The sequence below is a fragment of the Bernardetia aquimarina genome (assembly GCF_042180575.1).
Taxonomy (GTDB): domain Bacteria; phylum Bacteroidota; class Bacteroidia; order Cytophagales; family Bernardetiaceae; genus Bernardetia.
Genome location: NZ_CP170094.1, coordinates 4,302,079 through 4,316,175, shown reverse-complemented (window position 1 = coordinate 4,316,175; position 14,097 = coordinate 4,302,079). Strand labels below are relative to the sequence as shown.

The 14,097-nt window shown below is 30.9% G+C and carries 14 protein-coding genes; 7 read left to right on the top strand and 7 right to left on the bottom strand.

What is annotated here, in order from left to right; translation table 11 throughout:
• The first annotated feature begins 745 nt into the window (after positions 1–745).
• From ccsA to ACE193_RS18515, 3 genes are all read left to right on the top strand, one after another.
• Complete coding sequence (gene ccsA, locus ACE193_RS18525; protein ID WP_375559705.1) at positions 746–1,417, top strand: cytochrome c biogenesis protein CcsA; 672 nt, start codon at positions 746–748, stop codon at positions 1,415–1,417.
• Positions 1,418–1,477: 60 nt separating this feature from the next.
• A complete protein-coding gene (locus tag ACE193_RS18520; RefSeq protein ID WP_375559704.1) occupies positions 1,478–1,801 on the top strand; it encodes a CcmD family protein in 324 nt (107 codons plus the stop codon).
• Between the two features lie 69 nt (positions 1,802–1,870).
• On the top strand, positions 1,871–2,302 hold the full coding sequence (locus ACE193_RS18515) for a cytochrome c maturation protein CcmE (RefSeq protein WP_375559703.1): 432 nt from the start codon (positions 1,871–1,873) through the stop codon (positions 2,300–2,302).
• 58 nt (positions 2,303–2,360) lie between these two features.
• Here ACE193_RS18515 and ACE193_RS18510 read toward each other — a convergent pair whose 3' ends face one another.
• The 7 genes from ACE193_RS18510 to ACE193_RS18480 all read right to left on the bottom strand — a co-directional run bounded on the left by ACE193_RS18510 (position 2,361) and on the right by ACE193_RS18480 (position 10,551).
• On the bottom strand, positions 2,361–2,861 hold the full coding sequence (locus ACE193_RS18510; RefSeq protein WP_375559702.1) for a hypothetical protein: 501 nt from the start codon (positions 2,859–2,861) through the stop codon (positions 2,361–2,363).
• Positions 2,862–2,936: 75 nt separating this feature from the next.
• Complete coding sequence (locus tag ACE193_RS18505; RefSeq protein ID WP_375559701.1) at positions 2,937–3,605, bottom strand: RNA polymerase sigma factor; 669 nt, start codon at positions 3,603–3,605, stop codon at positions 2,937–2,939.
• A 239-nt stretch (positions 3,606–3,844) separates the two neighbouring features.
• Positions 3,845–5,068: a glycosyltransferase gene (locus tag ACE193_RS18500; RefSeq protein ID WP_375559700.1), complete on the bottom strand. Its 1,224-nt coding sequence runs from the start codon at positions 5,066–5,068 to the stop codon at positions 3,845–3,847.
• 140 nt (positions 5,069–5,208) lie between these two features.
• Positions 5,209–6,339 carry an endonuclease/exonuclease/phosphatase family protein gene (locus tag ACE193_RS18495; protein ID WP_375559699.1) on the bottom strand — a complete coding sequence of 377 codons (1,131 nt, stop codon included), beginning with the start codon at positions 6,337–6,339 and terminating at the stop codon, positions 5,209–5,211.
• Positions 6,340–6,372: 33 nt separating this feature from the next.
• Positions 6,373–8,247, bottom strand: coding sequence for a SpoIIE family protein phosphatase (locus ACE193_RS18490; RefSeq protein ID WP_375559698.1), 1,875 nt, complete (start codon positions 8,245–8,247; stop codon positions 6,373–6,375).
• 540 nt (positions 8,248–8,787) lie between these two features.
• On the bottom strand, positions 8,788–9,687 hold the full coding sequence (locus ACE193_RS18485) for an SDR family NAD(P)-dependent oxidoreductase (RefSeq protein ID WP_375559697.1): 900 nt from the start codon (positions 9,685–9,687) through the stop codon (positions 8,788–8,790).
• 231 nt (positions 9,688–9,918) lie between these two features.
• Positions 9,919–10,551: a TetR/AcrR family transcriptional regulator gene (locus ACE193_RS18480; protein WP_375559696.1), complete on the bottom strand. Its 633-nt coding sequence runs from the start codon at positions 10,549–10,551 to the stop codon at positions 9,919–9,921.
• Between the two features lie 466 nt (positions 10,552–11,017).
• Between ACE193_RS18480 and ACE193_RS18475 the strand changes: the two genes are divergently transcribed.
• The 4 genes from ACE193_RS18475 to ACE193_RS18460 all read left to right on the top strand — a co-directional run bounded on the left by ACE193_RS18475 (position 11,018) and on the right by ACE193_RS18460 (position 14,095).
• Positions 11,018–11,527: a hypothetical protein gene (locus tag ACE193_RS18475; RefSeq protein ID WP_375559695.1), complete on the top strand. Its 510-nt coding sequence runs from the start codon at positions 11,018–11,020 to the stop codon at positions 11,525–11,527.
• Positions 11,460–12,848, top strand: a complete 1,389-nt coding sequence (locus tag ACE193_RS18470) for a M12 family metallo-peptidase (protein WP_375559694.1) — start codon at positions 11,460–11,462, stop codon at positions 12,846–12,848. The genes ACE193_RS18475 and ACE193_RS18470 overlap by 68 nt, the downstream gene beginning before the upstream one ends.
• Before the next feature lie 7 nt (positions 12,849–12,855).
• A complete protein-coding gene (locus ACE193_RS18465) occupies positions 12,856–13,410 on the top strand; it encodes a hypothetical protein (protein ID WP_375559693.1) in 555 nt (184 codons plus the stop codon).
• Positions 13,411–13,576: 166 nt separating this feature from the next.
• A complete protein-coding gene (locus ACE193_RS18460) occupies positions 13,577–14,095 on the top strand; it encodes a hypothetical protein (RefSeq protein WP_375559692.1) in 519 nt (172 codons plus the stop codon).
• Positions 14,096–14,097 lie beyond the last annotated feature (2 nt).

The window sequence follows — 14,097 nt, the reverse complement described above, 5'->3', positions numbered from 1 at the left end:
ATAAGTTATTCATTCTAAACAAGTTAGTTGTCGTATTTTTTTGAGATAACTTTTAGGTTTACTTTTTAATTCTAAACCTTTACTTCTTCTCGTCTTACAGCAAATAATTAAACCTTATAAAGCATTTTAAAAGTGTAACGCAAGGCTTTATTTTTTGTTTTATTTCCTCTATTTACTTTTAAAAAACTTTTACAAATTTGTATCCAAAAATACTGATTACTATTCATAGAGAGTTTATAAAATAGTAACACAAAAAACTTTTTTATAAAAAATACCTTAATTTTTTAGTAAAATAATACAAATAACCCTTTGCAGTAAAGCAGTATTGATTTATTAAAACACTTGAAAATCAGCTTTATAAGGATAATTTAAAAAAATATTGCAAAAAAATCAACTTTTTCCACTAATGAGTTGCTTTTGTTATAAAATAGTAGTATTTTTAGAATATCAAGTTAAGAGAATTTTTGAGTACTTAACAAAGAAACTTCAGAGAAGACTTAGAAATAAACTCATAATAAACTTTTTTTACTAAAGATTTTCATTTAGTTATTTTCGGAGAGGGGGCTTTCTGACAAAACTAAAATTCTACCGTTGCAATATCGGAATGATTTGCAACGGCTTTTTTATGCCTTTTTTTATAAACTTTTAGCCTTTCTTTTCTATCCTATTTTTGTTCTTTGGTGTTTTGAGTTGTAATTTTGCAGAATATTATTTTCACACTCTAAATGGTAGGCTACAAAATAAAATGAATTTACTCAAAAAACATTGGTGGAAAATTGCTTGTGTAATAATCCTTTTTTATACCATTATTGGAGGGCTTTTAGTTGAAGTTCCACGACTAAATATTCTTAACGAAAGTATCAGAAATCTATTTTTCCATGTTCCTATGTGGTTTGGAATGGTTTTGATGTTACTTGCTTCCGTTATTTATTCCATTACTTACCTCAAAACTTCAAACCCAAAACATGATGATTGGGCAGTAGAACTCGCAAATTCTGGAATTGCTTTTGGTGTTTTGGGAATTTTGACAGGAATGTGGTGGGCAAGATTTACGTGGGGACAATTTTGGAGTGGCGACCCAAAACAAAATGCTTCTGCTATTGCTCTTTTGATTTATTTTGGGTATTTACTTTTGCGTAGTGCCTTGCCAGATGATGAAAAACGAGGCAGAATAAGTGCTGTTTTCAATATTTTTGCCTTTGCTACCTATATTCCACTCATTTATATTTTACCTAGAATGGTAAACTCATTGCACCCTGGGGCAGAAGGAAATCCTGCTTTTAGTGCGTATGATTACGACAATGACTTGAAAAAAGTCTTTTACATTGCCATTATCGGATGGACACTTTTAGGTGTTTGGGTGGCACAGCTTCGTGTCAGAATGCGAAGAATTGAATATAAAACTCTTTTTGATTAAAAATAATACAAAACAAACCGTCGTTGAGGCTTCGCCGTCAACGAGGATAAAATAAAACAAATGAAAAATATATATTTACTTTTGCTTCTTTTCTCTTTTACTTTCTCGCCTTTGCTTCTTGTTGCTCAAAATGAAGACACAAGTACAGAACAAACCACTGAAGTAAATAAAAATGGAAAAATTCCTGTTACGCAGCGAGATTACGAAAATACAGAAGTTTCGATGGCTGATACATTTAGAGAAGACGGAAAAATTTATGTAGTAGTAGCTGTTTTAGCGACTATTTTTGCAGGAATTGTAGTCTTTTTGGTAGTTACAGAATCTAAACTCAAAAAACTAGAAGACTTAGTTTATTCTGATAAAAACCTTAAAAAAGAAGTTTAAAAACAACGCTTCAAGGCTATTTTTCGTTAAAAATTAAGAATCAAATTAACCAAAATTCATAAATAAACTATGAAAATTTCACATATAATTGTACTCGTTATTATAGCTGTTGGTATCGGAATTTTTGTCAGTTCTAGCGAAAATGCTAGTCAGTATGTAGATTTTGATAAAGCTCTTTCTATTGCTAAAGATGGCGATGACAACAAAATTCACGTCGTGGGCGAGCTTCCTAGAAATGCAAGTGGCGAAGTAATCGGAATTGAATATAATCCAATAGCAGACGCTAATTTTATGGCATTTCAGCTTATCGATGAAAAAGGAAAAAAACAGCGTGTAATTACAAGCACTCCCCCTCCTTCAATGACAGATTTCAAACGCTCTGAAAAAGTCGTTGTGATTGGAAAATATGAAATTAAAGATGAAAAGGAACAGTTTGTCGTAACTGATATTCTTTTGAAATGTCCTTCTAAGTATGAAGAAAATACGGTAGCTGTAAAATAGTATTGATTTCTAATCAACAAAAAGCCCTTTTGTTTTACAATGAAAGGACTTTTTGATTTTATTCATACTCATAAAGTAAAAATTTTCTTTGTCTGCCTAAAGTTTCGCCTTTTTTTACTTTCACATTTTTCACAGAAATACATTTATAGTATTTGTCTATCAACTTTTCGGCTTTTAGTTTTATAACGACCTTTTGCTTATTGTCAATCAATTCTTTATGTCTAAATTTTGTAAACTGTTCGTATTGAGGTTTTTCCATGTAAATAGTTACTACCTCACCATTTTTTCTTCTTAGAAAAATGTATGGACTATTCTTTAAATTTCTATTTATTATGATCGATAATAACGTATCTTTTGCAATGGTTGAGTCAGGTAAGGATTTATAACGCAATTCGATACGTTCAACTACACTATCTGGTAAATTATAAAGACTTCTCTTAGCAAGGAAAGTTAGATAATGTAAATTACCAGTTAATTTTTCACTTTTTATATTTGATTTACAGGAAACTAAAGTAACTCCAAATAAAAGAGTTAAAAGATACAGCTTGTATTTAATCATTTTGAAATCGATAAAATAAAAAATAGCTCAAGAAAAAACCTACAAAAAAAGAAGTCTTGTAGGTTTAGCAATTTCTTAAATCACATCACGCTTATTCTTCACTAAATCGTACATCAACTCTCTTGCTCGGTGTAATTGAGCTTTTACAGTTCCTAGAGGTGCATCAAGTTCAGTTGCTATTTCATCATAAGAAAGTTCATCAAAATAGCGTAATTCTACTAGCTTTTTATATTTTGGAGGAAGCTGGTCGACAAAATTTCTAATAATTTCTATTTTTTGTGTTCGGATAGCCTCTTCCTGTGGAGTTAAATTTTGGTCTGGCACATCCATCTGAATTTGTTCGCCCGAATCATTTTTGTAAGGTGTGTGCAAGCTAAGAGTTTCTAATTTTTTCTTACGAATAAAATCGATACAGTTATTGGTTGCAATACGAAAAAGCCACGTACTAAATGTATATTCTTTCTTAAATTTCTTGAGGCTTTTAAAGGCTTTTGTAAATGCTTCGACAGTCAAATCTTCGGCATCATCTGTATTTTTCACCATTTTGAGAAGCATAAAATACACCGAATTTTTATAGCGATTCATTAGTTCGGCGTATGCTTGTTGGTCACCTTTTACTGCCAAATCAATTAAATCAAAATCTTTTAGAGCTTTGTCTGAAAATTCTTTATCATCAGCATTCGATAAAGGATTTTTATTTTTTTTTTCTTCTGAATTTTCGGAGTTTTTTTTATTGTCTTTCATCAATAGAGGTGTAATAAATACTTTTTTTTGTAATGAGTTGTTGTTTTATTTAATAAAACAACTTTTATTTTATCTACTTCTAATTTTTATTAAAATTAGTCGTTTTTTTATTTCTTTACTGTTGTTGGTGTTTCCACAAACTACATATAGCTATTTTTAATCCATAAATCAAAGTTAAGTCAAACTGGGTAAGAAATGGTCATTTTGACACACTTTTTAAAATCTACTGTATTATGAAGTTATTTCTGTTCTGTTTTCCAAGTTTGGGGAGGAAAAAAAACTGCTCCTATTCCGACCACGAAATAATAAAAAATAAATACGAATTCAAAACCGAAAAAGGTAGTAAAAAATCCCTTAACAACGTTTTTATAATCAAAACGCCTTGAAACGTAATTATTTTGCATTTGGTTGTAGAATATATGCAAAATAGCAAAAAAAAGCAACTGACGAAAGAATTCAATACCTAAAACTTCATAAAAGCCATTTATCAAGAACCCTATCAAAGCAACATACCAAAAAAAGATACTCAATGGATAAATACTAGAAATGATTTTTTGACGAAAAGAATAGTGTGTTCCAACAGCCAAATGTCGTCGTTTTTGATGTATCCATTCTCTAAAATTTTGAGGTGCTTTACTCTCTGTTTGTCCATCCAAACAAATACTTACATTTTTATAAAATCGCTTTTCCGAAAAAATTAAATCATCATCCCCTCCTAATTGAGAAGCGATTGTTTCAAAACTGCTTTTTTTTGTCATTGGTGTGTCCACCGATGAGCTTTCTAAAAAAACGTTTTTTTTATATGCCAAATTTCTCCCAACTCCCATATATGCCATTCCAAAATTAGCAAAAGAAATATATTGAAGAGCTGTAATTAGTGTTTCATTTTGAATAAACCAATTTAAAATAGAATGAGGAAAATTAGTCTTTTCATTTTTATACAATGAAATTCCAACAACTGTATTTATTTCTTTATCAGAGTTTTCATTATGAAACGAGTTTGCCATTTTTTCTATCCAAAACTCATCTTTTGGCAAGCAGTCTGCATCTATCAGTAAAATAATTTCATTTTTAGCAGCTTTTATTCCTGTTTGTAACGCATATTTTTTCCCGTTCCAGTTGTGAGGTTTTTCTATGATAGAAATAAAATGAAAATTTTTAGCCGAGTTTTCTAGTTTAAATTTTTCTAAAATTTCTAGAGAATTATCTTCCGAACGGTCATTGACTAGAATTACTTCAAAATTACTATAACTTTGATTGAAAACAGAAAAAAGTAATTGCTCTAAATTATGAGCTTCATTTCTTGCTGCAATAACAACAGAAACAGTTTTTTGAGTATTGTTTTTAGGAAATTCTTTTTTATTATTTCTAGTAAGAAGTAATTTAAAAATTACGACAAAAAAACTACCTTGTAGAACAAGACTGATTCCTAAAATAATCCAAAAAATATAAATTTGATTCATATTTTTTATTCTTCAGCAACTAAGCAAAATTATTTATATGTTAATAAAATCTGTCTGACAATTCAAAAGTGTCTTGACTGTTTAAATTTCCACTTTCTAATTCTTTTTTAGATATTTTTTTTGCTCAGTTACTTATATTATTACTGTCTTTCCAAATGCACATAAATAGGAAAATGATCACTTGTTCCTCCTAAATACTTTGTACCCACATAAGTTCTGAATGGATTTCCTTTGTATTTTCCTGATGCTTCTTTCAAAAAATCTTGATCATAAATATTTCCATCAATAAAACGCCAACCTTTTGCATTATTTTTGGTTACAAAAAATCCTTTATTAATAATCATTTGGTCAAGCATATTCCAATCGCCTTTGTAATTATATGTTCCTTTTCCTGATTTTTCTAAAGATGCAAATACATTAAAGAGTTGTTTTCCTTTAATATCAGGCGTTTCGATGGCTTCTAATCCTTTTGTAATGCTTTCATTAAAAGGTTCATCATTAAAATCTCCCATTAAAAGAATTTTTGCATTTGGATTTTTGGCTTCCAAATCATCCACAATCTGACGAGCTACCAAAGCAGAAGTCATACGCTTAGGACGACTTTTTTCTTCTCCTCCACCTCGTGAAGACCAATGATTGACAATCAGATGAATTTCTTCACCTTCTAGTGTTCCAGCAACCCATAGAACATCTCTTGTTTTGTCGTCTTTTAATTTAGTTTCATAATTTTTTGATGCTGTAACTTTAAAAACAGGTTCTTTATAAAGAAGTGCTACATCAATTCCACGCTCATCAGGCGAATCATAATGTATATAATTGTAGCCATATTTCTTTAGTTGTGGGTCATTGATTAAGTCTTTTAATACGCTTTCATTTTCAATTTCACAAAGTCCGATAAGTTCTGCACCATCTTCATCTCCTATCATACTAATTACTTTGGCTATTTTTTTGATTTTTTGTTTGTAGCGTTCGGTTGTCCATTTTTGTTTTCCGTTTGGCGTAAAATCGTCGTCAAAGGTATTTGGGTCATCTTCTGTATCAAATAAATTTTCTACATTATAAAAAGCTACTGTATGAACAGAAGGGTTTGGATTATAAACAGGCATATTTTCGATAGCTTCGATTGCAGAATCAGCTTCTGTTTTTGGTTTAGCATCATCAGCTAAAATTTTGTTTTCTTCTTCTGTTGCATTTTTGGAAGGCGAGCAAGAAAATAGAATAAAAGAACTAATTGAAGCAAGTAGTATATAAAATGACACGTTTTTTTTCATTAGAATTTATGATTTTGAGTTAGTTTGATTTTTTTAGGGCGTAACCTTTAGACCAATTAATAAAACATCATCTACTTGGTCTTCATTTTCTTTCCATTTGTTAAAAGTATGACTAAATAATTTATGTTGCTCATCCATTGGTTTTTGGTGGTTCTCAAAAAGAAGTTTTTTAAATTTAGATTTCATAAATTTTCGCCCACTTTCTCCTCCAAATTGGTCTTGATAACCATCAGAATAAATATAAATTGTGGTTGGTTTGCTGACATCAATCGTATGTTTTTCAAAATTAACTTTTTTGTTTTTGTAAAATGCTCCACCTACACTTGCATTTGTTCCCTTTATTTCATGTAGCTCATCATCTTGAATGTAGATAAGAGGATTTTTTGCACCTACAAAATCAACCGTTTGTTTGTCTGAATCATAAACACAAACAGATAAATCCATTCCATCTCGGTTTGCTGTGTGTTCTTGTTGGAGTGATTTAATAACGCCATTATGTAACTTCTCAACTAATAGATGAGGCTCTTCTAAGGTAGCTTGATTTGAAAATTGATTCAATAAATTATAACCAATCATAGACATAATCGCCCCTGGTACGCCGTGTCCTGTACAATCTACGGCAGCAATGGCAATACGCATATTTCCATTTTCATTGACTTTTCTATCAATCCAATAAAAATCTCCTGAAACGACATCTTTTGGTTTGTAAAAAATAAAAGATTCAGGAAAAAGAGCTTTTACTATCATTTTAGGAGGTAAAATAGCATTTTGAATGTGTTTTGCGTAATTAATACTTTGATGTAAAGTTCTAGTCTTAGATTCTAAAGCAAGATAAGAATGTTCTAAAGCCTTGTTTTGCGCTCCAATTTGCTGTGTTCTTCGCTTAACCTCTGCTTCTAATCGTTGTTCGGAGGCTTGTAACTCGGCATTGATTCGGTTGGTTTCCTCCATTGCTTGTTTCATAATAGCTTCTTGAGCTTGCATTTGTTCTGTTTGCTCTTGCAATTCTTCAAACGAATTACGCATCAATTCTTCTTGTTGTTCTATTTGATAAAGTTGAAGTTTATTTTCTTCTACCTTTAATCGCAGTTTTTCCTCTTGCTTGGTTATTTGTTCATTTACACTTGTTAGTTCTTCAACAGTTTGTCGCATTTCTTCTTCTTGTGATTGCAACTCATTGTTTTTTAGTGCAAGTGTTTTTTTATCTTCTTCTAGAAGTTTTAAAGCATCTTGCAGCGATTTCTCGGTTGTGGCTAACTCTTCGTTTTGTTCATTTGTTGTGGCTTGCAGTTCTTCTGCCTCTTTGAGTGTTTCTAAAAGCTCTATTTCTGATTCTTGATTATTAACTGCAAAAGTTCCTACTAACATACAGATAACCATAAATACAGTAATGACCATAAGGACAAATAAGTAATTTTGTTGGGTTTCATCCAGTACTACAAATTTTTCTAAGTCATAAAATAATCGTATTACATAAAAAGAAAAGAAAGAAAGTGCTGCTATCAATACAAGAATAGCAATTTTTATTTTTTCTCTAATAGAATAAATAACAAAAGGCAGTAGTGCTAATAAATAATAGGTATGTGTAATTCCTGATTTTTCGCCTAAAAACACGCAAAATAAACTTACTGTTATCCAAAACCAAATATAAGTACCTGTACGAGCAAGAGAAAATCTTTGAAGTTTATTAAATAATAAATTAGATAAAAAACCACAACCAATTAAAAACAAGATTAATGAAAGCCATTTGTTTGTGAAAAAATGAACAATCGTAAATACAAATGTTTCTAAAAAGAGAAAACTGCTTATTTGATTAATTATTCGTACACGTTTTCGCTCGCTCCTTTCCATAGATGTATCTATGCCAAGTGCAGAAATCTGTCGCCAAACTTTTTTGATAAAGTCCATTTATCTAAATTAGCTTTGAAAAAGTAGTCGTTAAGTATATAATATTTTCTGTATGACTTAGAAGTTATTTAACGTGAACTCGGTATTAGAATTTATGTATTTATCAGTCTATGCTTCTTTATCAACTGATTTGCGAACTATCTTGTCAGTACACCTTCAAGGTGTCAGACAATTTAGCCCAACATAGCTGTCTGACACTCTGAAGTGTCTGACAGGAGCATAAAGCAAGAATAGAATACCAAGTTCACGTTATTTAAGAATGTATCATATATTTGTTAGTATCGCTACGCTAAAATATCAACAAAAGCTATGCTGTTTTCCTTAAAGTTGATTTTCTAAACCCAATTTGAAGGAAAAATCAATATTCATTAAATAACTTCTTAATGAATCAGAAATTTACCATAATTTATTGAATCTAAAAAATTTAAAAAAACAATAAAAAAACTCTTTCTCAGAGAGAAAGAGTTTTCGACCTAACACACAAACACAAACAATAGAGAAGTTATATCTCAAAAGAGAATAAAAACTCTATATGTTACGCTATTTGATAGCAGGAATTTCCTGCTCTTGGGTTGCGCTTCCCAAGTCTTTTGAATGCTTTTGAGTAGAAGAAACTTCATTTCTTCCTGTAAATTTGCTCATTGAGTTATATACATTAAAAATATTTCCTGCTAGGAAATCGTAAGCTCTTGCTGGCAATACTCCTCTTAACAAAGGCAATAATTTTACCATAAATGGTTCTTGAACCAAAATTTCGTTTGCTTTTACAGCTTTGATAATTTCTGATGCAATTTCTTCTGGAACTAAAAGTGGCGTAAGAAGTGGTGCAGAAGCTCCATTGAACATTCCTGTATCAATATACCCTGGCATTACTGTTGTTACGTGCAAATCTGTTTTCTGACTCTCATTGATTTGTTCCATTTCCAAACGAAGTGATTCAGACCAGCCCAAAACAGCCCATTTGCTACCTGCATACACAGACATACGAGGATTTGGTGTAAATGCTGAAGCCGAAGAAATATTAACAATATGTCCTGCTCCTTTTTTAATCATTCCAGCTACAAATGCTCTAGCAATGTGCATTACACCCAAAACATTGATACGGATTGTTTTTTCAATATCTTCATAAGAATGGTCTTCAAAGTGCTTTCCTACTACGATTCCAGCATTATTGAATAAAATATCTATCGTTCCTACTTCGGTTGCTACTTTTGAAGCAGCAGCTTGAATGCTTTCTAAATCAGAAACATCAACTTTGTAGGTATGAACTTTATATCCTTTATTTCCAAATTCTAAAGCTACTTCATCAAGTCCTTTTTGATTAATATCCCAAATTACAAGTTCGGAAGCACCTTCTTCCATACACTTACGCCCCATAATCTTACCGATTCCACTTGCTCCTCCTGTAATAAGTATAATTTTGTTGGTTATTCTTGACATAATAGTAATATAAGTTTAATTTAGAATTCCTTTTTTTTATTATTTCCTAACTGGCTGAATATTTTTTTTAGAATATGCTTTAAAAAATACTCGGCTTGCAGAGTATTTACATAAAACGATTTTGTTAGAGATAAGTTGCACAAAATTGAAAAATATTTTAGAAATTGTTATTTCTCAACCTCTAGTTGTGAAGTTTTCATTCTCCAATTCCTAATATCTAATTCCCAATTTCTATTTTAGCATTCTTTCGACCATTTTCCAATGTGTAATGAGCAAATCTTCTTTTGTAAGAGAAAAATAATGTTCTATAATATTTATTTTTCGCTTCATGACTTGCAAAACACCTGTAAACTGACTCCAAAGTACAAAAGCTGTTTCGAATGGATTCCCCTGTTCGGTAATACTTCCATCTTTTACGCCTTCTCTAATTGCTTTTACCAAAATTGTAATCACAGCATTTCCTTCTTCTAAGGCTTGCAAAGATTCTGCTTCGGCAGAGGCAAGGTTGAATGTATCGTTTTGGTAATCCAAAATAGTTGTGAAATAATTTGGATATTTTTCTGAAAACTCTACATACGTCTTTCCTACAATAATCACTTTATCATATCCTGAATTTCCTTCTTTGATAGCTTCACGAAGCATCTTTTTTAGAATAATAAAACCTCTCAAAATGATAGCTCTATATAATTCTTCTTTGCTTTTGAAGTAAAGATATAAAGTTCCTTTGCTAAGTTCGGCAGCTTTGGCTACTTGTGCCATTGTTGCGACTGAAAAACCATGCTTGAAAATTACATCTTCGGCTGCATCAACGATTGCATTTCTTCTATGCACTCGTTCTCGTGCTTTTCGTTCTGCTATTCCCATTTACTACTTCTGAAATTTAGATACTGACTAAGTGATGTGTGTATTGTTTTTTGATTGAATGCTGAACTCTTAAAATGACCAGCAGTCATTATATGAACATAAAGGTAACATAAAGGTTTGGAATTGCAAACATTTTCTATAAAAAAAGTAGAAATAATTTAAAATTTAACATTTGTAAATCGCTTTTTATCAGTTGTTTAAATGCTTTTTGCATTTTTAAGAGTATAATTTATATTTTTTCTCTAATTCTAAATTTTACTATAAAAATGACCGAGTGTTCAATATATTTAAATAAAACAACAATAGATAAAATTGAATTATTCAAATACTAAACTAAAAAAAAACATCGTTTTAAAGAAAGTATTTTGCTTTATAAATTTACTCTATCTACATTTGCGCTGTCAAAAACAACTTATCAAAACTAAATATATTCATATCTTAACTCAACTGTAAATCTATTTCAATCATGAAGCAAAAAACGTTCACATTCTTAACTCTATTACTTTGGTTGCTACTTCAAAGTAATTTTATCTATGCTCAAGACAATTTTATCGAAGCAATACACAATAAATCTATAAAATTCTCTAAAGAAGGACAAGAAAAACTAAATCGTGTAAAGAATCAAAAACTCTATCAAGAACCTCAAATAGTTCATTTTAGAGATATTGAGAAAGTAATCAAGGAAAACAAACTTGAATTTGTGCTACCTAATTATTCTTGTAAATTATCTTTTACCTATCAAAGTGGAGAATATGAAGATAATAATAACTATCATTGGTACGGAACTCTTTTTAATGAAAAACAAAAGAACTGTTATGATGGTAGCATTTTGTTTGTGAAAAAAGACGGAGAAATCTTTGGTACAATAAACATAGACGAAAATTCGTATGAGTTTATAGAAATTGAAAATGGCTATCAAGTTCTTTATAAAATCAATCCTGAAATACGATGGTGTATGTGGAAATTCAAAAGATAATACTGCTAACCCTATAAAAAAGAAACATAAAATAGAAAAAGTCATAGATGAGAATACTATGCAGCGTATAGAGTGTATAGAACTTAGCAAAGTACGTATCCTAGTTTTATACACTCCTGCTGCTGTACCTAGCATTACGACCACTACAAATCTAGCCATGCAGCAAATGCGAACAGCTTTGAGTAACTCTAGTGTAGATAGGAATGATTTGCAAATAGAAGTAGCAGGGATTATTCCTTTTAATTTTACAGAAACCTCTGATATAGATGCTGATGTAAATAGACTATCTTTAACTTCTTCTGCCCAATCTTTACGAAATACCTATCAAGCTGATTTAGTTGTTTTGATGTCAGGTAATTATGTAGGAAACCTTTCAGGTTATACAAAATCTTTGAATCAAGATTTTGAAGGTGCTTATTCTATTGTAGCAGCACCTTATGCAGCTTCTTCAAATCTTGCTTTTATACATGAAGTAGGGCATTTAATGGGAGGAAGACATGAAGAGAATAACGATCCTAGAGGTACAATAGAACATGGATACTGTTTCAGACCGACTCTTTTTTCGGCTAAAAAAAGTACAGTCATGTCAGTGGTTGTAGATAATCACATTTTACATTATAGTAATCCTAATAGATATTATGCAGGCTGTCCGACAGGAACAAGTAATTCAAACAATGTAGCTCAGCATTTCAGAAACGCAGGAAGAAAAATAGCAGCCCATTTTCCAAATACACCTGGAAATTTTTACACTTCTATTATAGGTTCGCAAACTCCCTGCCCTTGGCAAGACAACTGGTATGAAGCTGATGTTAGATGCGGAACTCCTCCTTTTACTATTCAATGGCATACTTCTACAAATGGAGTGAATTATATATATAGAGCTTCTGGAGAATTTTATTTATTCCAAGCACCTATGCAAAATGGAACAGCAACTACCATTCGTATGACGGTAAGAGGTTCTAATGGAATTACACAAACTCGTTATATCCAAACTACAAGCTACTCTCCTTCTAATTCTCTATCTTGTGATGGAAGTACAGGAAACGGATTCAGAACAGAAAAGGAAAATAATATAATTACTAAAGTAAGCCCCAATCCAGTAGAGGGAAAAGCAAAATTGTATGTTGAATTACCAAAAGAAGACACACAAATACAAATTTTGATTGTAGATTCTTTTAGAAAAACAATACAAATTTTAGATACTTCAAAATTCATCCAAAAAGGTGAATTTGATATTAGTGGACTTTCTACTGGTTTGTATTATATAAGTATTCACTCTCAAATAAATGGATTACATTCCATTACTATTCATGTTAAATAAATTATTTATGAAAAAGCAAATTCTAGTTTTGTTTGTCCTTATGAGTTGTTTCTTGAGTAGTTGTAATGATGAAAAAATTCAACTTAGTAAAAATTATTTTGGAACTATTAATGTCTTCAAGAACGGAGAAAATTGGCAACCTCTTATATATGCTTCACAAAATAGAAAAGAAAAGGAGTATATTGTTTTACATATAGAAAAACCTGATAGACAAAATATAATAAGAGAAAGTCTATATCTGCATGCTATTTCCAAAAGAAAAGGATATAACTTAATAAAAAGTAAAGAAGAGATAGACGATTTTCCTTATGAAAATAATATCCGACGTTATGCTAGTTACTATACTCATATTGCAGATGGTGATGTGGGTTGTGCTTCCTACCAAGTAGATGACTCTGTTGAGATAGCAGGGTATGTGAACGTAACTACCTATGATGAGAGTAGTGGGAGAATAGAAGGTACGTTTGAAGTAACTTTAGTAAAAGAGAGAAGTTGTGAAGAAAATGCACCTGATACACTTCATTTTACAGAAGGTTTTTTTTCTACTAAAATACAAGATTAGTTTTTTTGTATTTTTCCTTCTTCTATGCTTGTTTTTTAGAATAGAAGAAGGATTTTTTATTTAAATCTATACAAAAATGAAATATTCAAAATTCATTCAAGTCAGTATTCACTCACAAATTAATGGATTACATTCGATTACTATTCACGTTAAATAAAACACACTTATGAAAAAGCAAATTATAACGCTACTGGCTATTATAAGTGTTTTAGCGAGTAGTTGTGATAAAGAGGAAATTCCATTAGGTCAAGATTATTTTGGCGTTGCCCAAGCCATTAAAAATGGAGAAAAGTGGAAGCCCTATATCTATGCGACATCTAGTAGAAGAGACCCAGAATATATTGCTATTGAGATGAAGGTCTATAACAGATATAATATAGCTAGAGAAGCTCTATTTTTTACTAGAGTCAAGAAAAAAGAAGGAAGCAATGCTATAAAGACCTTTCTTTATGATGCTAGTTACTTTGGTTATGTATCAGATGGAGATGTAATCTGTGCTTCCTATCAAGTGGGTGATTCTACAGAAGTAGCAGGTCATATTAATGTAACCAAGTATAATGAAGAGAATGGTGCTTTAGAAGGTAATTTTGAAGTTACTTTGGTAAAGAATTATAATTGCGATGAGAGTGCTCCTGATACACTTCACTTCACAGAAGGTGCTTTTTCTACTAGAGTACAAGATTAATA

Bases quoted from the DNA above. Each gene is read 5' to 3' on its own strand.
- ACE193_RS18460 (WP_375559692.1), top strand. From the start codon at position 13,577: ATGAAAAAGCAAATTATAACGCTACTGGCTATTATAAGTGTTTTAGCG.
- ACE193_RS18515 (WP_375559703.1), top strand. From the start codon at position 1,871: ATGAAAATTTCACATATAATTGTACTCGTTATTATAGCTGTTGGTATC.
- ACE193_RS18465 (WP_375559693.1), top strand. From the start codon at position 12,856: ATGAAAAAGCAAATTCTAGTTTTGTTTGTCCTTATGAGTTGTTTCTTG.
- ACE193_RS18505 (WP_375559701.1), bottom strand. From the start codon at position 3,605: ATGAAAGACAATAAAAAAAACTCCGAAAATTCAGAAGAAAAAAAAAAT.
- ACE193_RS18475 (WP_375559695.1), top strand. From the start codon at position 11,018: ATGAAGCAAAAAACGTTCACATTCTTAACTCTATTACTTTGGTTGCTA.
- ACE193_RS18485 (WP_375559697.1), bottom strand. From the start codon at position 9,687: ATGTCAAGAATAACCAACAAAATTATACTTATTACAGGAGGAGCAAGT.
- ACE193_RS18500 (WP_375559700.1), bottom strand. From the start codon at position 5,068: ATGAATCAAATTTATATTTTTTGGATTATTTTAGGAATCAGTCTTGTT.
- ACE193_RS18490 (WP_375559698.1), bottom strand. From the start codon at position 8,247: ATGGACTTTATCAAAAAAGTTTGGCGACAGATTTCTGCACTTGGCATA.
- ACE193_RS18495 (WP_375559699.1), bottom strand. From the start codon at position 6,339: ATGAAAAAAAACGTGTCATTTTATATACTACTTGCTTCAATTAGTTCT.
- ccsA (WP_375559705.1), top strand. From the start codon at position 746: ATGAATTTACTCAAAAAACATTGGTGGAAAATTGCTTGTGTAATAATC.
- ACE193_RS18470 (WP_375559694.1), top strand. From the start codon at position 11,460: ATGGCTATCAAGTTCTTTATAAAATCAATCCTGAAATACGATGGTGTA.
- ACE193_RS18520 (WP_375559704.1), top strand. From the start codon at position 1,478: ATGAAAAATATATATTTACTTTTGCTTCTTTTCTCTTTTACTTTCTCG.
- ACE193_RS18480 (WP_375559696.1), bottom strand. From the start codon at position 10,551: ATGGGAATAGCAGAACGAAAAGCACGAGAACGAGTGCATAGAAGAAAT.
- ACE193_RS18510 (WP_375559702.1), bottom strand. From the start codon at position 2,861: ATGATTAAATACAAGCTGTATCTTTTAACTCTTTTATTTGGAGTTACT.